Origin of the sequence: Pseudonocardia cypriaca (genome assembly GCF_006717045.1) — a bacterium.
GTDB lineage: Bacteria > Actinomycetota > Actinomycetes > Mycobacteriales > Pseudonocardiaceae > Pseudonocardia > Pseudonocardia cypriaca.
Genome location: NZ_VFPH01000003.1, coordinates 407,106 through 425,870, shown reverse-complemented (window position 1 = coordinate 425,870; position 18,765 = coordinate 407,106). Strand labels below are relative to the sequence as shown.

The 18,765-nt window shown below is 73.4% G+C and carries 18 protein-coding genes; 15 read left to right on the top strand and 3 right to left on the bottom strand.

Going from position 1 to position 18,765, the window contains the following annotated elements:
* Positions 1-43 precede the first annotated feature (43 nt).
* The 6 genes from FB388_RS34040 (at position 44) to FB388_RS34015 (ending at position 4,733) form a co-directional block, all read left to right on the top strand.
* Entirely contained in the window at positions 44-877 is an 834-nt protein-coding gene (locus FB388_RS34040; RefSeq protein WP_246122677.1) for a thioesterase family protein, read from the top strand.
* Positions 878-905: 28 nt separating this feature from the next.
* Entirely contained in the window at positions 906-1,712 is an 807-nt protein-coding gene (proC, locus tag FB388_RS34035) for a pyrroline-5-carboxylate reductase (RefSeq protein WP_142106788.1), read from the top strand.
* 231 nt (positions 1,713-1,943) lie between these two features.
* Positions 1,944-2,153: a helix-turn-helix domain-containing protein gene (locus tag FB388_RS34030; protein WP_142106787.1), complete on the top strand. Its 210-nt coding sequence runs from the start codon at positions 1,944-1,946 to the stop codon at positions 2,151-2,153.
* Between the two features lie 172 nt (positions 2,154-2,325).
* On the top strand, positions 2,326-2,427 hold the full coding sequence (locus FB388_RS34025) for a 30S ribosomal protein bS22 (RefSeq protein ID WP_003402602.1): 102 nt from the start codon (positions 2,326-2,328) through the stop codon (positions 2,425-2,427).
* 162 nt (positions 2,428-2,589) lie between these two features.
* Complete coding sequence (locus FB388_RS34020) at positions 2,590-3,627, top strand: NAD-dependent epimerase/dehydratase family protein (RefSeq protein ID WP_142106786.1); 1,038 nt, start codon at positions 2,590-2,592, stop codon at positions 3,625-3,627.
* A 92-nt stretch (positions 3,628-3,719) separates the two neighbouring features.
* Entirely contained in the window at positions 3,720-4,733 is a 1,014-nt protein-coding gene (locus FB388_RS34015; protein ID WP_142106785.1) for a lysophospholipid acyltransferase family protein, read from the top strand.
* A 12-nt stretch (positions 4,734-4,745) separates the two neighbouring features.
* Here FB388_RS34015 and FB388_RS34010 read toward each other — a convergent pair whose 3' ends face one another.
* The 3 genes from FB388_RS34010 to FB388_RS34000 form a co-directional block, all read right to left on the bottom strand.
* Positions 4,746-5,618, bottom strand: a complete 873-nt coding sequence (locus FB388_RS34010) for an HAD family hydrolase (protein WP_246122859.1) — start codon at positions 5,616-5,618, stop codon at positions 4,746-4,748.
* Between the two features lie 236 nt (positions 5,619-5,854).
* Positions 5,855-7,207: a DUF5667 domain-containing protein gene (locus FB388_RS34005; RefSeq protein WP_142106784.1), complete on the bottom strand. Its 1,353-nt coding sequence runs from the start codon at positions 7,205-7,207 to the stop codon at positions 5,855-5,857.
* 184 nt (positions 7,208-7,391) lie between these two features.
* Complete coding sequence (locus FB388_RS34000; RefSeq protein ID WP_142106783.1) at positions 7,392-8,108, bottom strand: sigma-70 family RNA polymerase sigma factor; 717 nt, start codon at positions 8,106-8,108, stop codon at positions 7,392-7,394.
* 497 nt (positions 8,109-8,605) lie between these two features.
* Between FB388_RS34000 and FB388_RS33995 the strand changes: the two genes are divergently transcribed.
* The 9 genes from FB388_RS33995 to FB388_RS33955 all read left to right on the top strand — a co-directional run bounded on the left by FB388_RS33995 (position 8,606) and on the right by FB388_RS33955 (position 18,751).
* Entirely contained in the window at positions 8,606-10,171 is a 1,566-nt protein-coding gene (locus tag FB388_RS33995; protein ID WP_142106782.1) for an AMP-binding protein, read from the top strand.
* A complete protein-coding gene (locus FB388_RS33990; protein ID WP_142106781.1) occupies positions 10,168-10,407 on the top strand; it encodes a glutaredoxin family protein in 240 nt (79 codons plus the stop codon). The genes FB388_RS33995 and FB388_RS33990 overlap by 4 nt, the downstream gene beginning before the upstream one ends.
* Positions 10,408-10,480: 73 nt before the next feature.
* Entirely contained in the window at positions 10,481-12,061 is a 1,581-nt protein-coding gene (locus FB388_RS33985) for a molybdopterin-dependent oxidoreductase (protein WP_425468598.1), read from the top strand.
* 478 nt (positions 12,062-12,539) lie between these two features.
* Complete coding sequence (locus tag FB388_RS33980) at positions 12,540-13,277, top strand: redox-sensing transcriptional repressor Rex (RefSeq protein ID WP_246122675.1); 738 nt, start codon at positions 12,540-12,542, stop codon at positions 13,275-13,277.
* Positions 13,274-14,638, top strand: coding sequence for a glutamyl-tRNA reductase (locus FB388_RS33975; RefSeq protein WP_142106779.1), 1,365 nt, complete (start codon positions 13,274-13,276; stop codon positions 14,636-14,638). Before FB388_RS33980 ends, FB388_RS33975 begins: the two co-directional genes overlap by 4 nt.
* A complete protein-coding gene (gene hemC / locus FB388_RS33970) occupies positions 14,635-15,582 on the top strand; it encodes a hydroxymethylbilane synthase (protein ID WP_142106778.1) in 948 nt (315 codons plus the stop codon). The genes FB388_RS33975 and hemC overlap by 4 nt, the downstream gene beginning before the upstream one ends.
* Positions 15,579-17,117, top strand: a complete 1,539-nt coding sequence (locus FB388_RS33965) for a bifunctional uroporphyrinogen-III C-methyltransferase/uroporphyrinogen-III synthase (protein ID WP_142106777.1) — start codon at positions 15,579-15,581, stop codon at positions 17,115-17,117. The genes hemC and FB388_RS33965 overlap by 4 nt, the downstream gene beginning before the upstream one ends.
* Before the next feature lie 76 nt (positions 17,118-17,193).
* Positions 17,194-18,165 carry a porphobilinogen synthase gene (hemB, locus tag FB388_RS33960; RefSeq protein WP_142106776.1) on the top strand — a complete coding sequence of 324 codons (972 nt, stop codon included), beginning with the start codon at positions 17,194-17,196 and terminating at the stop codon, positions 18,163-18,165.
* Between the two features lie 91 nt (positions 18,166-18,256).
* The gene (locus FB388_RS33955) at positions 18,257-18,751 is read left to right on the top strand and encodes a DUF4282 domain-containing protein (protein ID WP_142106775.1); all 495 of its coding nucleotides are present in this window, start codon (positions 18,257-18,259) and stop codon (positions 18,749-18,751) included.
* Positions 18,752-18,765 lie beyond the last annotated feature (14 nt).

Genomic DNA, 18,765 nt, shown 5'->3' with positions numbered 1-18,765 from the left:
ATCGACGCGCGCGTCGGCGTGCAGCAGTGATACGCACTGTTCCGTGCAGCCACCCGCCGCGATCACCGACGCCGACCGGCCGTTCCGGGACGCGATCGGACTCACAGCGCTCGGCGACGACCGCTTCGCCGCCGAGCTGGGCACCCGCTTCACCGTCGGCACGAAGGCGCACGGGGGCCTGCTGATGGTGCTGCTGGCCAAGGCCGGGCTGGCCCGCGTCGACGCGGAGGCGCCGGGCACGGCCCCGGATCCGCTCGTGGTCTCCGCCGACTACCTCCGTGCGCCCGACCCGGGACCGGTGGAGCTGCACACCGAGCTGCTCAAGCTCGGGCGCACCGCGTCGGTCGTGGCGGTCCGGATGCGCCAGGACGGCCGGCTGATGCTCGCCGCGACCGTCACCGCGGGCCGGCTGCCCGACGACGGCGTGCGGTGGAGCGACCTGTCCGGGATGCCCGCCGAGCCGACCCCGGACGCGATGGATCCGCGTGAGTCGGGCGTGGCGCTCGGTGTCGCGAGCGCCTGCGAGCTGCGCTACGACACCCCGACGTTCGCCTTCGCCCGGGGTGAGCAGGGCCCACCGCTGCTGCGCGGCTGGGCCCGGCCGCGGGGCGAGCCGACCGACGTCCTGTTCGCGCTGCTCGCCGGCGACATACTGGCGCCGACGGTGTTCAACCTCGGCGGTGGTGTCGGCTGGGCCCCCACCGTGCAGCTCACGGCGCTGCTGCGGGAACGTCCGGTGCCGGGCTGGCTGCGGATCGAGGCGCGGACGACCGCCGTGACAGGCAGCTGGTTCGACGAGGACGTCACGGTCGTCGACGCGGCGGGCCGGCTGGTGTGCCAGGCCCGTCAGCTGGCCCTGTCTCCCCTGACGAGCTAGGAGCGCGCAGCGACTACCGTTTCCGGCCATGACACGGATCGCTGTGCTCGGGGCGGGGAAGATCGGTGAGGCGCTGCTGGCGGGGCTGCTCGCCGGCGGCCGGTCCGCCGACGAGCTCGTGTTCACCGAGCGGCACCCGGAACGGGCCGCCGAGCTGACCTCCCGGCTCGGGGTCGAGGCGGTCGACGTCGCGACCGCGGCCCAGCGCTCGGACATGGTGGTGGTCGCGGTCAAGCCGCAGGACATCACGCCGGTCCTCACCGAGCTCGCGCCGGTGCTGCGTCCCGGCACCCTCGTGGTGACGCTCTGCGCGGGGCTACCGACCGCGCTGTTCGAGGGCGCCCTCCCGGCCGGCACCCCGGTCGTCCGGGTGATGCCGAACACCCCGATGCTCGTGGGGGAGGCGATGAGCGCCATCTCACCCGGCACCCACGCCACGGACGAGCAGCTCACGGCCGTGGAGAAGATGCTCGCCTCGGTCGGGCGGGTGGTGCGGGTGCCCGAGTCGCAGCAGGACGCCGTGACGGCGCTGTCCGGTTCCGGGCCCGCCTACTTCTTCTTCCTCGTCGAGGCGATGATCGACGCGGGGATACTGCTCGGCCTGCCGCGCGCCGTCGCGGCCGACCTCATCGTGCAGTCGGCGTTCGGTGCGGCCCGGATGCTGCGCGAGTCCACGGACCACCCGGTGATCCTGCGCGAGGCCGTCACCTCGCCCGCCGGCACGACCATCGCGGCCATCCGGGAGCTCGAGCGGCACGGCGTCCGGGCGGCCCTGATCGCGGCGATCGAAGCCGCCCGCGATCGGTCCGTGGAGCTCGGAAGAGGAGAGCGCTGAGCAGAGGCGGTCTCGATGCGGACCGGCGCCGGAGGGCCGGCCCCCTGCTCGCCGACCGCCTGCCCCGAAGGGGCCAGCAGAATCACCCGGACGCGCCGCGCTCGGCCACCCTCCTGCGCAGCACTCCCCTCGGTGACGCCACATCAGCACCGCTAAGCTCATTCGGAACACCGGCGCCGTCCCGGTCACGGGAGACCGGGCGGCCGGTGCGACCATGAAAGCGGTGATCGGATGCCGTCCGAGCCTTCGGAGATACACCTGTCGCAGGTGCAGTTCCTGACGGTCGCCGAGGTCGCGGCCATGATGCGGGTGTCGAAGATGACGGTGTACCGGCTCGTGCACGGCGGGGAGCTGCCCGCCGCGCGCGTCGGACGCTCGTTCCGCGTACCGAAGAACGCGGTGGAGGAGTACCTGCGCAGCGCCTACTTCGACGCGGGGTGAGAGCGGGGCCATGACCCCGGGGGCGCTCCCGGCCCGAGAACCCCCGGTAGAGTAGGCCCCCGGTCATCGCCCGGCCGTGCACGCGCTCGCGCTGCGTCCGGCCGGCCGCACCTCCACCGCACGACCAGTGGCCCAGTCCCGGGCCGCGTCCCGACAGGAAGGGCCGCCACGTATGGGCTCCGTCATCAAGAAGCGCCGCAAGCGGATGTCGAAGAAGAAGCACCGCAAGCTCCTCCGCAGGACCCGCGTGCAGCGGCGCAAGCTCGGCAAGTAACACCCTCGTTTCCGCCTCCCGGGCGCGGTGTGACGCCGCGCCCGGGATTGCGTTTACCTGCGGTGCGTCCGCTCACTCCCGCCAAGTCGTGGCCGCGCTACCGCCGCGGGCGGTCTACCATCGGTCACTCGCCGCATCCGTTTGCGTTCCTGGGGTAGGGCCGTGCCGCCATCCGTCGTGCTCGTCACCGGGGTCAGTCGGTTCCTCGGTGGTCATCTCGCCGCTCGACTCGCGCAGAATCCGGACATCGACCGGGTGCTCGGGGTGGACACCGTGCCGCCACCGCGCGATCTGCTCCGGCGGATGGGGCGCGCGGAGTTCGTCCGCGCCGACATCCGCAACCCGCTGATCTCGAAGGTCATCTCCACCGCGTCCGTCGACACCGTCGTCCACGCATCGCTCTCCGCCAACCCCGGCTCGTCGGGTGGCCGGGTGGCGATGAAGGAGATGAACGTCATCGGCACGATGCAGCTGCTCGCGGCGTGCCAGAAGGCCCCGTCGGTGCGGCGCATGGTGCTCAAGTCCACCACCGCCGTGTACGGGTCCAGCCCGCGCGACCCCGCGCTGTTCGACGAGACGATGACGCCGAAGGACCTGCCGTCCGGCGGGTACGCCAAGGACGCGGTCGAGATCGAGGGCTACCTGCGCGGGTTCGCCCGCAGGCGCCCCGACGTGTCGGTCACCACGCTGCGGTTCTCGAACTTCATCGGCCCCCGCATCGACACGGTGTTCACCCGGTACTTCGCGCTCCCGGCCGTGCCGATCGTGCTCGGCTACGACGCGCGCGTGCAGCTGCTGCACGAGGAGGACGGGCTCGCGGTGCTCGAACGCGCGGCGAGCGAGGACATCCCGGGCGTCTTCAACGTCGCCGCCGACGGCGTGCTGCTGCTCTCGCAGGCCATCCGCCGGGCCGGCCGGGTGCCGATCCCCGTGCCCAGCCCGATGGTCGGCCCGGTGAGCAGGCTGTTCCGCAGCGCCCGGCTCGTCGACTTCTCACCGGAGCAGATGCGCCTGCTCAACTTCGGCCGCGTGGTGGACAACAGGCGCCTGCGGCGCCAGTTCGGCTTCACGCCGCGCTGGACCACCGTGCAGGCCTTCGACGACTACGTTCGCGGCCGCGGACTTCGCCCCGTGGTGGATCCGGAGCGGTTCGCCGAGGTGGAACGGGGCGTGCTCGCCGCCGCGCGCGCCCTCCGTTGACGACCCGCGATGACCCCGCCCGCGCAGCGACGACCGAGCCCGCGCAGCGATGACCGAGCCGCTACGAGGAAACCAGTGATGAGGATGCTGCGATGACGCCCCGCCGCCGCGCCGTGCACAGGCCCGCCGACCCCCGGGCCGACGAGGAGCGAGCCGGCACGACCGAAGCCCGGGTGATCCCGCTGCGCGTCGAGGACCGCCGGACGGCGTGGAGTGACGCCGACGAGGTGCCGCCGGGCACCGAGCCGGAGGACGGCGTGCCGGGCCCGTGGGAGGAGGCGCTGGCGGACGTGCTGGCCTTCCTGCGCAGGCGGATGGAGGGCGACTACGCCGTCGACGAGTTCGGCTTCGACGCCGACCTCACCGAGAACGTCATCCTGCCCGCGCTCCGGCCGCTGTACCGCAGCTGGTTCAGGGTGGAGACGATCGGCATGGACAACGTGCCCGACGTCGGCGGCGCGCTGGTCGTCGCGAACCACTCGGGCACGCTCCCACTCGACTCCCTGATGGCGATGGTGGCCCTGCACGACGACCATCCCGCGCAGCGGCACCTGCGCATGCTCGGGGCCGATCTGATGTTCCAGCTGCCCGTGGTCGGCGCGCTGGCCCGCAAGCAGGGCAGCACGCTGGCGTGCATGCCGGATGCGGAGCGGCTGATGTCGTCCGGCGAGCTCGTCGGCGTGTGGCCGGAGGGCTTCAAGGGCATCGGCAAGCCGTTCCGCGACCGGTACAAGCTGCAGCGGTTCGGCCGCGGCGGGTTCGTGGCGGCCGCGTTGCGCACCGGGGTGCCGATCATCCCGTGCGCGATCGTCGGCGCGGAGGAGATCTATCCGAAGATCGGCGACATCAAGCCGCTCGCCCGCCTCCTCGGGGCACCGTACTTCCCGATCACGCCGCTGTTCCCGCTGTTCGGGCCGCTCGGGCTCGTGCCGCTGCCGTCGAAGTGGTACATCGAGTTCGGCGAGCCGATCCGCACCGACGAGATCGACCGGGCCGACGCGGACGACCCGATGACGGTGTTCAACCTGACCGACCAGGTGCGCGAGACGATCCAGCACACCCTCTACCGGCTGCTCAGCCAGCGCAGGAGCGCCTTCTTCGGCTGAGCACCCGCCCGGTCAGCGGCGGCGGGCGGCCAGGCCCGCTGCGACGACGCCGGCGATCGCGCCTGCGCCGAGCACCGAGTGCATGCCGATCTTGGCCGCCTTGCGGCCGGTGCGGAAGTCGCGGACCTGCCAGCCCCGCTCCTTCGCGATGTCGCGCAGCTCCGAGTCGGGGTTGACGGCCACCGCGGTGCCGACGGCCGAGAGCATCGGGACGTCGTTGACGGAGTCGGAGTAGGCCGTGCACCGGCGCAGGTCCAGCCCCTCGGTGACGGCGAGGGCCCGGACGGCGTGGGCCTTCGCGGGCCCGTGCAGGATCTCGCCGACAAGCCGGCCGGTGTAGAGCCCGTCGACGCTCTCGGCCACGGTGCCCAGCGCCCCGGTGAGCCCCAGCCTGCGGGCGATGATGAGGGCCAGCTCCACGGGGGTGGCGGTGACGAGCCAGACGCGCTGGCCGGCGTCCAGGTGCATCTGGGCGAGCGCCCGGGTGCCCGCCCAGATCCGGTCGGCCATCAGCTCGTCGTAGATCTCCTCACCGAGCGCGGTGATCTCCGCGACCGGCCGGCCCGCGACGAAGGAGAGCGCTGTGTCGCGGCCGGTGGTGGTGGAGTACGTGGTTTCCCGGCCACCGATGCGGAACTTGAACTGCTGCCACGCGAAGCCGACGAGGTCGGCCGTGGTGAAGAACTTCCGCGCCGCGAGCCCGCGGGCGAAGTGGAAGATCGAGGCGCCGACCATCATCGTGTTGTCGACGTCGAAGAACGCGGCGGCGGTGAGGTCGGTGAGCGGGACGTCGGCCGGGCCGCTGTCGCCCGCCGCCACGGCCGCCGCGGCGGCGGCCTCTCCGGCGCGGACCGCAGGGTCGGTGGAAGTGGCGGAAGCGACCACCCCCGGTGTCTCGGTGGCGCCGCTCAACTCCCCGGAGCCGGTGGGGGACAGCGGTTCGCGAGGTTCTTGTTCAGCCACCTACGGGCCTCCGTGGGTCACGAGACCTCAGCCTACTGTTGTCGGGCGAATGGACGAGGCCGGTCCGCTCCCGGCGCTCGATGGGCGATCCGGGCGTCCCGTACGACGTGAAGGCCGCCGCGGAACGTGTCCCGCGACGGCCTTCACGACGATGCGGCTCAGCCGATGGTGATCCCGGGCATGCCCGGAAGCAGCGGCGGAAGCGTGACGGGGGGCAGCAGCGGCAGCGGCACCGACACGTTGCCGTCGCCGCCTTCATCCGAGTCCGACTCGGACGTCGACCCGCTGTCCTCGTCCTCGCTCGCGGAACCGGTCGACTTCTCGTCCTCGTCCCGGTTCGTGTTCGGGGAGAGGTCGGGAAGAAGCCGCGGGTTCTCGCGCTCGGTGCTCTTCTCCGAGCTGCGCGACGGCTCGTCGGTCTCGTTCGCGTCCGACGAGTCCTTCTTGTCCTTCGTGGTGGTGGGGTCCTCCGTGGCGTCCTCGGAGCCCGACCCGCCATCGCTCTCGTCGGCGGTGCGACGGGAGGCGTCGCTGTCGGTCTCGAGCCCGCCGGTCTGGCCGAGCAGCCGCTGGAGCAGCTGCTTCGACGTGCCGGCATCAGCCGACGGCGGCAGCTCCGGCTCGAGCTCGGCGAGCCGGTTCGACTGCTCGGTGGCCCACTTGTGCAGGTCCTCGGCCGCCGTGCCCCCGTTGTCGGTCGCGGCGGTGGAGAGCAGCAGCTGGGAGCCCTCGTTGGTGGCGCTGTCGAAGTCGTCCATCGCCTCGGTGAACACCTCGGGCGCGGGCGCCGCCTGCGAGTCGTGGGCGAGCTGCTCCACCTCGGAGAGCCGGGTCGCGGCGATCTCCAGGTGCCGGCGCGCCCGGTCGGCCTCGTCGAAGGTGAGGGCGAGGCCTGCAGACTCGGCGACCCGCTTGACCGGGTAGAGGGTGTCGCCCGGCAGCGCGTTGCTGCTGGCGAGGACCCCGCCGCTGGCGATCGCGAGCAGCGCGGCGGCAGCCGCCGCACCGACGAACACCACCCGGCCGCGCAGCCCGGCGAGGACCGGACGCCTCGAGCGGCCGCCGAGGCTGTGGCGGGCTCCGCGGCCGGCCCGCTTGCCGCCGTGGAGCGGGATCGGCTCGGCCAGCGTGCCCGCGTCGTCCGTCTCGGAGTCGGGCGCGAGGTCCGCGCGGATCGGCTCGATCAGCGCCGTCTCGGCTGCGGGGTCCACGTCCGTGCGCTCGGCCAGCCGGCCGAGCGGCGCGGTGAGCTCGGCCTCGGCCTGTGCCGGTACGGCCCGGGGGGCCTGCCGCGGGCCGCCCTGCTCGGCGGCGAGCACTGCCATGAGGCGTTGCTTGGCCCGGGCCTTCGTGTCGGCGTCCGGCGCGAAAGCCGCACCCCGTGACCGCAGCATGGCCACGATCTCGAGTTCCCGGGCGAGATCGGCGTCGTCCGCGGCGGCGAGGGGTGACCTCGACTCCACGGCGGCGGCGAACCGCTCCTCTGCGTCCTTGCCCTGTCCGGCGGGCATGTTGGCCGTCCTCACTGCATCCCTGCGCTGTCAGTACCCGTGCCGCGAGCGTGCGCGGCGCGGCCTTCAGCCCTACAACGAGCGGGTCGGCGAGGGGTTACGGCATCAAGACCGTTCACCGCATTGAGTCGTTCATTCGCCGCACCTGTAACACGGCGGGCGGTGGATGCGATATCGCTGCGGATCATCGGAGACCCTCCGGGAGCAGCTGGGCGAGCCGTCGGACCGCTCGATGTTGCAGGGCCTTGACGGCACCCTCGTTGCGGTCCATGATCTCGGCCGTTTCGGCCACGGACAGGCCCTGCAGGAAGCGGAGCTGGATGCATTCCTGCTGGTCGGGGTTCAGTTTCCGGACACAGCGGAGCAGCTCGTCGTTGGTGGCGCCGTCCAGCACCTGCTGCTCGGGGCCACCCGTGCTCGGCGAGAGCTCGACGATCTCGCTCGTGGTCTGCTCCAGCCGGTACCGGCTGGACTTCACGTGGTCGAAGATCAGGTTCCGGGCGATGGTGACGAACCACGCACCGATGTCGCGGCCCTGGTAGCTGACCGACGAGATGCGGCGCAGGGCGCGGACGAACGTCTCCTGGGTGAGGTCCTCGGCCAGGGTGCGGTCGCCGGTGCGGAAGAGCACGTAGCGGAAGACGACGTCGTAGTAGCGGTCGAACAGATCGCCGAAGGCGACCATGTCGCCCTCCTGCGCCGCCTTCACGAGGGCCCAGGCGCCGCCGGTCTCCTCGTGGGGCGCCGGGTCCGCGTCGTGCGGGCGGGGCGCCGGGTCGTCCGCGGCGGCCGTGGACTCGCCAGGGCTGTGCCGTCGGGGGAGCGGGAGCGGAGGACGCGTCACGCCCGCTTGGGGCGGTGGACCGGCGGGACCTACGCGGGGAGCTGTGGTCGGGGGCATCTGTACCTCTTCACCCGCCCGGGGGCGGGTGGTCTCGGTGGGGAGCAGCCGAGGCTGTCGCGCGGGACGGGTCATGGCTCCCGGCAGGCCCTGGGTCCGGATCGGTCGGTAGGCCGATGGTCGGGACGCCGTGCAGAGCGTCTGCGCAACGCACAGGCGTCCGTCGGGTCGGCCCGCGGTGCGCCGGCGGCGACAGACTGCATGCCACTCCCTCGGGTGAGCTTCGCGACGATCTCGTGGGTCGGCCGTTGAGTTGGCTGTAGCGGCGGAGCATACGGGCGGGCAGGTGTGGCGAAACACGCACCACCGTTCGCCGCGCCCGTGTTCCGGTGAGCGGGCGACTACGCGCGGTCAGCGTCATCGTTTCCCGCGTGTCGTCGGCGTGAAGCCGGCGTGCAGGAGCGCCGACCGTCGAAGTGCACCGCCGCCGGGCCACCCGGTTCGTGCCAGACTCGCGGTCGAGGCCATCCGGCGCAGCGCCGACCCTTGGGAGAACCGTGGACAGCCCTACCGGCAGCCCGCAGGACGGGACCCCGCACCACCTGGCGGAGCTGGTCGCGCGGGCGGCGCGCAGCACGCCCGACCTGCCTGCGGTCGTCGACGTGACCAGCGGCGTCACGCTGACGTGGGCGAAGTTCGACGCGGCGGTGAACGCGGAGGCCGGCCGGCTGCGGGAGGCCGGCGCCGGGGCGGGCGAGCGCGTGCTCGTGCGGCTCGGCAACAGTGCCGCGTTCTGCGTGTCGGTGCTCGGTGCGCTACGGGCGGGCGCCGTGTCCGTCCCGTTCGGGCCGGTCGCGGTCGCGCGCGAGCTCGAGATCGTGCTCGACGACTGCCGGCCGGCTGTCGTCGTGGCTGCGGAGGGTGACGACGCCGCGCATCGCTGCGGCCCCCCGCGCGGGGCCGCTCTGCTCCCACCACCCGATCTTCGTCCCGACCCGGCGACGCCGGCCGTGGATGCGGTCGGCGGCGGCGAGGACCTCGCGCTGCTGATCTACACGTCCGGCACGACGGGGAGCCCCCGCGGGGTCCAGCTCACGCACCGCGCCGTGCTCGCCAACCGCGAGCAGACAGCGGCGCTGCGGCCCGCGCCCGTGCTGCCGGTGGACCGGGTGCTGCTGTCCATCCCCCTCTTCCACGTCTTCGGCCTCGCCGCGGGGCTCCTGCAGGCCTGCTGGGCGGGCGCCACCACCGTGCTCACCGAGCGCTTCGACCCGGCCCACGTCGCCGACGTGCTCGTGCGGGAGCGGGTGAGCGGGATGGCAGGCGTGCCCTCAATGTTCCGGGCGCTGCTCGAGCTCCCGCCCGAGGAGCTGCGCGCCGCCACCGCGGGCGTGCGGCTGTGCACCTCCGGTGGTGCGCCGCTGCCCGCGCAGTGGCTCGACGAGTTCCGCACGGTCACCGGGCTGCCGATCTACGAGGGCTACGGCCTCACCGAGGCAGGCCCCGTGCTCACGATGAACGAGATCGGCGGTCCGCCGAAGCCCGGGTCGGTCGGCCGTCCCCTGCCCGGGGTCGAGCTGCGGCTGGTCGACCGCGAGGGTCGCCCGATCGAGGTCCAGCACGAACCGGACCCGGAGGACATCGACGAGGACATCTCCGACCCGGCGCACGACACCGGGCTGGTGGCCGTGCGCGGGCCCAACCTCTTCTCCGGCTACTGGCCCGACGGAGAGGGCGGCCCGGACGCGGACGGCTGGTTCCGCACCGCCGACGTCGGTTTCCTGGACCACGACGGCGATCTGCACCTCGTCGACCGCTCGTCGGACCTGGTGATCGTCAACGGCTTCAACGTGTACCCGCGCGAGGTGGAGAACGTGCTCGCGGAGCTGTCCGCGGTGGCCGAGGCCGCCGTGGTCGGCGTCCCCGACGAGAACACCGGCGAGGCGGTCAAGGCCGTGCTGGTGCGGGCCGAGGGCGCGGAGCTGACGAAGGACGACGTGCGTGCCCACTGCACGGAGCGGCTGGCCAGGTTCAAGGTGCCCTCGGTGATCGAGTTCACCGACGCGCTCCCGCGCACCCCCACCGGCAAGGTGGCGCGCCGGCAGCTGGCGGGGCGGTCGTGACCGCGCCCCGGGTCACCGTCTACACCCGGTCCGACTGCGGCCTGTGCGAGAAGGCGGAGGCCGAGGTCGCGCGGATCTGCGCCGACGTCGGTGCGGGCTGGACCACCGTCGACATCGACGCCGATCCCGAGCTGCGCGCCGAGTACGGCGACCGCGTGCCCGTGATCGAGGTCGACGGGCGCGAGCACGGCTTCTGGCGGGTCGAGGAGGGCCGGCTCCGCGCGGCACTGGCCTGAACCTCGGGAGCCCGAGCGGAGGCGTCCTCATTTCGTCACCTCCGTCGAGCTCGACCGGGGCGAGACTTGTCCTGTGAGCACCACCGAGGTACCGCACCGGGCCGGGGAGCCGGCCGCACACCGGATCGGACGGGGGTGGGCCGCGCTCGTCGGGGTGCTGGCGGTCGCGGCGGCCGTTGCGGCCGGGCAGCTCGTGGCGGGTCTCGTCGCGCCTGCGTCGTCGCCGTACCTGGCCGTCGGCGACGCGGTGGTGCGCCTGTCGCCGCACTGGCTGACGGAGTTCGCGAAGGCCGCCTTCGGCACGGCCGACAAGGCTGTGCTGCTGGCCGGGATGGCCGTGGTGATCGTCGTCGTGGCGGCGCTCGCGGGTGTCGCGTCGCGCCGGCATCCCGGGCCCGCGGTCGTGGTGGTGGTCGTGCTGGGCGTGCTCGGGCTGGGCGCGGTGATGTTCGAGCCCGCCTTCTCGCCGCTCGACATGGTCGCGCCGACGGCCTCGCTGGTGGTGGGCGTCGTGGTGGTCCGGTGGCTGCACGGGCTCGGGGTGGCCGCGGCGGACCGTCCCGACGGGGCCGGCGGCCTCACCCGTCGCGCGCTCCTGGTGCGGTCGGCGACTGCCGTGGGCGTGGCGTCGCTCGCGGGAGGCGCCGCGGGTGCGTGGTTCGGGCGCGGCGCCGGCGACCTGCGCGGACCGGTGACGGCGCGGATCGCCGCGGCCCGGCTCACCGAGCGCGCCCCCGCGATCCCGGCGTCGGCCGCGTACCCGGAGCTGGGCACCCCCACCTTCCTGACGCCGAACGCCGACTTCTACCGCATCGACACGGCGCTGCGGGTGCCCGTGCTGGACCCGCGGGAGTGGTCGCTGCGCATCCACGGGATGGTCGACGCGGAATGGACGCTGACCTTCGACGACCTGCTCTTCCGGCCGCTCGTGGAACGCGCGGTCACCCTCGCCTGCGTGTCCAACCCGGTGGGCGGTGACCTGATCTCCACCGCGACGTTCACGGGCGTCGACCTGCGCGACCTCCTCCTGGAGGTGGGTGTGCGGCCGGGCGCGGACCAGGCCTTCTCCACGAGCGTGGACGGCTGGTACACCGGCACCCCGGTCGACGTGCTGATGGAGCCGGACCGGGGCGCGATGCTCGCCGTCGGCATGAACGGCGAGGCGCTGCCGCTCGAGCACGGGTTCCCGGTGCGCATGGTCGTCCCCGGCCTGTACGGGTACGTGTCGGCGACCAAGTGGGTCACCGACATCGAACTCACGACGTTCGACGCGAAGGCCGGCTACTGGCTGAAGCGGGGGTGGGCGCAGGAGGCGCCGATCAAGACCCAGTCGCGCATCGACAGCCCCCGCGGCTTCGCGGAGGTGCCGGCGGGCCGGGTCACGGTGGCCGGCATCGCGTGGTCGCAGCCGACCGGGATCGGCCGGGTCGAGGTGAGCATGGACGGCGGGCCGTGGCGGGACGCCGAGCTGGCCACCGACGTGAGCGGCGACACCTGGCGGATGTGGCGAGCGGAGTTCGACCTCGCGCCCGGTGGCCACTCCGTGCGGAGCCGGGCCACCGCGGCCGACGGCGTGACGCAGACCGAGGCGACCGCCGACCCCGTCCCGGACGGGGCCACCGGGTGGCCCGGCGTGTCGTTCTCCGTCTTCTAGTGCCCCCACCGGGGGCTCTCGGCCGCTCGACGGTCCGGAACGGCCGATCGTCGATCGATCACCGGACCGCGCTCACGATCACCGGCCGGCCTGCGACGCCGTCGCGGCGGGACGGTGTATCGAGCCCCGCCGCACGGCCGGTGACCTCGCATCCCGCTGCGGTCGAAACGGCGTGACCGAGATCTCCGAGCTCTCGGCCATGGTGCACATGGCGGCAGCTGCCCCGGCCGGGCTCCCGATCCACCGACGCGACGAGCGGCAGTCGTGGGGCGACCATCGGTCGAGCGCGATGTGCGGGCCGCGCGAGCACGTCGCGGTTCAAGATCGCAACTTTGTGCGTGCCTTCACAAGCGACTACCGTGTAATGCAGTCGCCGTCAACACCCGGACCCGGGGTATTCGGCTCGAATCCATCTGGCGAGGCGGTGCACTGCCACCGCCTGCCCAACCGGGCACAGCATCATCGAGGAGACGTGAGCGTGACGAAGCCGCCGCATGCCGGCTCCGAGGATCCGCCCGCCCGGCTGCGGTCGATCCCCGAGGCCAGCGTCGCCCGGCTCGCCGTCTACCTCCGCAAGCTCGGCGAGCTCGCGGAGGAGGGCGCCGACACGGTGTCCAGCGACGAGCTCGCCGCGGCCACCGGTGTCAACCCGGCGAAGCTGCGCAAGGACCTGTCCTACATCGGGTCGTACGGCATCCGCGGCGTCGGGTACGAGGTCTCGGCGCTCGTCCACCAGCTGGAGCGCACCCTCGGGCTCAACCACCGGCAGGCCGTCGCGCTCGTCGGCATCGGCAACCTCGGCCACGCCCTCGCCGGCTACGGCGGCTTCGGCGGACGCGGCTTCCCGGTCACCGCGCTGTTCGACGTCGACCCCGACCTCGTCGGCATCCACATCAACGGCATCCTCGTCGAGCACGTCCGGGCCATCCCGGAGGTCTGCGCCCAGCGCGGCGTCACCATCGGGATGATCGCCACCCCCGCCCAGGGCGCGCAGAGCGTGTGCGACCTCTTCGTCGAGGCGGGCGTGCGCTGCATCCTCAACTTCGCCCCCGTCGTGCTGCAGGTGCCGGAAGAGGTCGAGGTGCGCAAGGTCGACCTCGCCGTGGAGCTGCAGATCCTCGCGTTCCACGTGGCGCGCAAGCACGTCGCGGCGGTGGGGCAGGCCACCGCGGTCAACGGGCACCCCGTCAACGGGGCGGGGAAGGTGCTGTCATGACCGTGCTCGTCGTGGGCCTCTCGCACCGCAGCGCACCCGTGCAGGTGCTCGAACGCGCCGCCGTCGGGGCCACCGAGGTCCCGAAGCTCCTCGAGGAGCTGCTGCGCGGGCAGCACGTGTCGGAGGCCGTGCTGCTCTCCACGTGCAACCGCATCGAGGTCATCGCGGTCGTCGACGCCTTCCACGGCGGCCTCGCCGACGTCTCCGCCGTGCTCGCGCGGCACGCCGGGATGACGCTCACCGAGCTCACCGAGCACGTCTTCGTGCACTACGCGGGCTCGGCCGTGCAGCACCTGTTCGCGGTGGCCGCCGGCCTCGACTCGATGGTGGTCGGCGAGGCCCAGATCCTCGGGCAGCTGCGCAGCGCGTACGCCACGGCCGACGAGGCGGGCACGGTCGGGCGCACCCTCCACGAGCTCGCGCAGCAGGCGCTGCGCGTCGGCAAGCTGGTGCACGCGCGCACCGGGATCGACACCGCAGGCGCATCCGTCGTCTCCGAGGCGCTCACCGACGCCGCCGCCGAGCTGGACGGGCTCGCGGGTCGGCGGGCCGTCGTCGTCGGGGCGGGCGCGATGGGCGCGCTCGCGGCCGCCCACCTGCGGCGGGCAGGCGTCGCGGAGATCGTCGTGCTGAACCGGTCGGCCGAGCGGGCCGAGCGGCTCGCCGAGAACACGCGTGCGCAGGGCACCCCCGCCCGCCCAGCCACCCTGGACGCGCTGGCCACCGAGCTGGCCGCCGCAGACCTGATGGTGGCCAGCACCGGTGCCGTCGGCACCGTCGTCGAGCTCGACACGGTGGCCGGGGCGGTCGCCGAGCGGGCCGGACGACCGCTCGTGGTCGTCGACCTCGGCCTTCCCCGCGACGTCGACGCCCGCGTGGCCGAGCTGCCGGGTGTCACCGTGGTCGACCTGGCCGCCCTGCAGCGCAGGCTGGCATCGGGGGAGCGCGGCGTCGCCGTCGCCGCTGCCCAGCAGCTGGTGGCGGACGAGGCGCAGGCCTACCTCGCCGCGCAGCGCTCGGCCGAGGTCACGCCCACCGTCACCGCGCTGCGCAGGCGCGCCTCCGATGTGATCGACGCCGAGCTGCTGCGGCTCGACTCGCGGCTGCCCGACCTCGAGCCCAAGGTGCGCGAGGAGTTCGGCCGCAGCGTCCGCCGCGTCGTCGACAAGCTCCTGCACACCCCCACCGTGCAGGTGAAGCGGCTGGCCGAGGGTCCGGACGGCGACAGCTACGCCGCCGCGCTGCGGGCGCTGTTCGAGCTCGACCCGCAGACCCCGAACGCCGTGGCCATCCAACGCAGCGGCGACGTGCTCGCCGCGCTGGAGGCCCGCACCGACACCCACGAGGGGCAGGACGCATGAGGTTGCGTATCGGCACCCGGCCGAGCGCGCTCGCCATGGCTCAGGCCGGGATCACCGCAGACCGGCTGCGCGCGGCGGGTCACGAGTGCGAGCTGGTGGAGATCAGCACGTCCGGCGACCGCTCGTCGGCGCCGGTCGCCGAGCTGGGCGTCGGCGTGTTCGTGTCGGCCCTGCGGGACGCGCTGGCGCGCGGCGAGGTCGACGTCGCCGTGCACTCCTACAAGGACCTGCCGACCGCTCCCGACGCGCGGCTGCTGCTCGCGGCCGTGCCCGCGCGGGAGGACCCCCGCGACGCACTGGTGGCGCGCGACGGCATGGTGCTCGGTGAGCTCCCGCCCGGCGCGCGGATCGGCACCGGCGCTGCGCGGCGCATCGCGCAGCTCGACGCGCTCGGCCTCGGACTAGAGGTGGTCGCGATCCGCGGCAACGTCGACACCCGGGTCGGCAAGGTGCAGTCGGGCGAGCTCGACGGCGTGGTCGTCGCGGCCGCCGGGTTGTCCCGGCTGGGCCGGCTCGGCGAGGCCACAGAGCTGCTCGACCCGCTGCAGATGCTGCCGGCGCCCGCACAGGGCGCGCTGGCGGTGGAGTGCCGGGCGCAGGACCTCGAGCTGGGCAAGGCCCTCGCCGCGGCCCTCGACGACGAGCCCACCCGGGCCGCGGTCGCCGCCGAGCGCGCAGTACTGGCCACCCTCGAGGCGGGCTGCAGCGCGCCCGTCGGGGCGCTGGCCGACGTCGTCTCCGACCTGGACGACGACGGGAAGGTAGTCGACCGCCTCTCACTACGGGCGGTCGTCGGCACGATCGACGGTGCGCTGCTGCGCGCATCCGTCACCGGAGACATGGACGACGCCGAGAAGCTCGGCGCGGCCCTGGCCGCGGAGCTGCTCGACATGGGGGGCCTGGACGCCCTTCCGAGAAACGCTGGATCGGGAGTTCCGAGATGACACCTTCGCCCAACCCGGGACGGGTCGCTTTCGTGGGCAGTGGCCCCGGCGACCCCGGCCTGCTGACCGTCCGCGCACGGGAGGCCCTCGCGAGCGCGCCGCTCGTCATCACGGACTCCGACGTCCCGGACCAGGTACTGGCGCTCGTCGCCGACGGCGCGGAGGTACGCCCCGCCGTCGGGCAGCCCAACGACGTCGCGAAGGACCTCATCACCGAGGTGCAGTCCGGTCGCAGCGTCACCCGCCTCGTCAGCGGCGACCCGTTCACCGTCGACTCGGTCGTGCAGGAGGCCATCGCGGTCGCCGCGGCGGCCGTGCCGTTCGACGTCGTCCCGGGCGTGCCCGCGGGCACCGCGGTCCCGGCCTACGCCGGGGTGCCGCTGGGCTCGGCGCACCTGGAGTTCGACGTGCGGGCCGGCGTCGACTGGCCGCGGCTCGCGGCGGCGCCCGGCACGTTCGTGCTGCACGCCACCGCGTCGCACCTGCCGGAGGTCGCGTCGTCGCTCACCGAGCACGGCGTCCCCGCGCAGACGCCCGTCGCGGTCACCGCCAACGGCACGCACACCACGCAGAAGACGGTGCAGAGCACCCTCGCGACGATGGCCGCCGAGGCCTCCGACCTGGACGGCCCGCTCGTGGTCACCGTCGGCGCCGAGGTGGGGCTGCGCGCCGAGCTGTCGTGGTGGGAGTCGCGGGCGCTGTACGGCTGGCGCGTGCTCGTGCCGCGCACGAAGGACCAGGCGGGCGCCATGAGCGAGCGGCTCGCCGTGCACGGCGCCTCCGCCGAGGAGGTGCCCACCATCGCCGTCGAGCCGCCGCGCTCGCCCACGCAGATGGAGCGTGCGGTGAAGGGCCTCGTCGACGGGCGCTACCAGTGGGTGGTGTTCACCTCCACCAACGCGGTCCGCGCCGTGTGGGAGAAGTTCGCCGAGTTCGGCCTCGACGCACGCGCGTTCTCGGGCGTCAAGATCGCCTGTGTCGGCGCGGCAACCGCCGAGAAGGTGCGCGCCTTCGGCATCAACCCGGAGCTCGTGCCGTCCATCGACGAGGGTCAGGACTCCTCGTCCGAGGGCCTGCTCGGCATCTTCCCGCCCTACGACGACGTGCTCGACCCGGTCGACCGCGTGCTGCTCCCGCGCGCCGACATCGCCACCGAGACCCTCGCAGCAGGCCTGCGCGAGCGCGGCTGGGAGATCGACGACGTCACCGCGTACCGCACGGTGCGCGCCGCGCCGCCGCCCGCTCCGATCCGCGAGGCCATCAAGACCGGCGGGTTCGACGCGGTGTGCTTCACCTCGTCGTCCACGGTGCGCAACCTCGTCGGCATCGCCGGCAAGCCGCACGCCCGCACGATCGTGGCCTGCATCGGCCCGCAGACGGCCGAGACGGCCCGCGAGTTCGGCCTGCGGGTCGACGTGCAGCCGACCGAGGCGCGCGTGCCCGCGCTGGTCGACGCCCTGGCTGCCCACGCCGCGAAGCTGCGCGCCGAGGGTGCCCTCCCGCCGCCGCGGAAGGTGAAGGCCCGCCGCCGCTGACCGCTCCCACCCGTGAGTGGATACGAGTCCTGTGGCACTCGTATCCACTCACGGGTCCGGTCGTAGGCTGGGCCGCATGGCGTTCCCGACCCACCGGCCCCGGCGGTTGCGCACCACCCCGGCCATGCGCCGGCTCGTCGCCGAGACGGACCTGCGGCCCCGGCACCTGGTGCTGCCGATGTTCGTCAAGGAGGGCGCCGCGGAGCCGGTGCCGATCCCGTCGATGCCCGGCGTCGTGCAGCACACGCGCGACTCGCTGCGCAAGGCCGCTGTCGAGGCGGTCCAGGCGGGGGTCGGCGGGCTGATGCTGTTCGGCGTGCCCGCCGCCCACGACGCCACCGGCTCGGCGGGCGTCGACCCGGACGGCGTGCTGAACGTCGCGCTGCGCGACGTGCGCTCGGAGGTGGGCGACGCGACGGTCGTGATGGCCGACACCTGCCTCGACGAGTTCACCGACCACGGCCACTGCGGCGTGCTCGACGCGGACGGCCGGGTCGACAACGACGCCACCCTCGCCGTCTACGCCGACATGGCGGTGGCGCAGGCCGAGGCGGGCGCCCACCTGCTCGGGCCCAGCGGGATGATGGACGGCCAGGTGGGCGTGATCCGAGAGGCGCTCGACGCCGCCGGGCACACCGACGTCGGCATCCTCGCCTACACGGCGAAGTACACGTCCGCGTTCTACGGGCCGTTCCGGCAGGCCGTCGAGTCGCAGCTCACCGGCGACCGCAAGACCTACCAGCAGGACGGCGCCAACGTCCGCGAGGCGCTGCGCGAGCTCGCCCTCGACCTGGAGGAGGGCGCCGACCTCGTCATGGTCAAGCCGGCCATGGCCTACCTCGACGTCCTGCGCGCCGTGGCCGAGACGGCCGACGTCCCGGTGGCCGCGTACCAGGTCTCCGGCGAGTACGCGATGATCGAGGCGGCCGCTGCCAACGGCTGGATCGAACGCGATCGCGCTGTGCTGGAGACGCTCACCGGTATCCGCCGGGCGGGTGCCGACATCGTTCTGACGTACTGGGCCACGGAGGTCGCGACGCGCCTGTGACCGGTTCGCAACCGGGTGTTCCTCGGGGCCACCGGTTCGGTACCGATGCGCGGGTTAAGATCACGGCCCTTGATCAGGTGGAGGAACTGCGATGAGCAACGACCCTGGTGCTCCCGGCGAGTACCAGCCCGGCCAGCAGGGTTGGCAGGGCGGGCAGCAGCCGCCGGCCTACCCGGGCGGTTTCGGGCAGCAGCAACAACAACCTCCGCCGGCGTGGGGCGGCTACCCGCAGCCGGGGCAGCCGGGGCAGCCGGGCTCGTTCGGCCCGCCGCCCGGGCCGCCAGTCGGTGGCCCGCAGGGGCAGGCGAACAGCCCGTTCGCGGCGCTCTTCGACTTCGAGTTCAACACCTTCGCCACCCCGGCCGTGACGAAGATCCTCTACATCGTCGGGATGGTCCTGCTCGGGCTGTTCTACATCGGAGCCTTGATCTCCGGGTTCAGCCAGGGCGTCGGTCTGGGCCTGGTCGTCCTGATCGGCGGCGGCATCGCCGTGTTGTTCTACCTGATCCTCTTCCGGGTCACGCTCGAGTTCTTCTACGCGGTGGTGCGGATGTCCGAGGACATCCACAAGCGCAAGGACGTGTAGCTCCCGTGGACAGT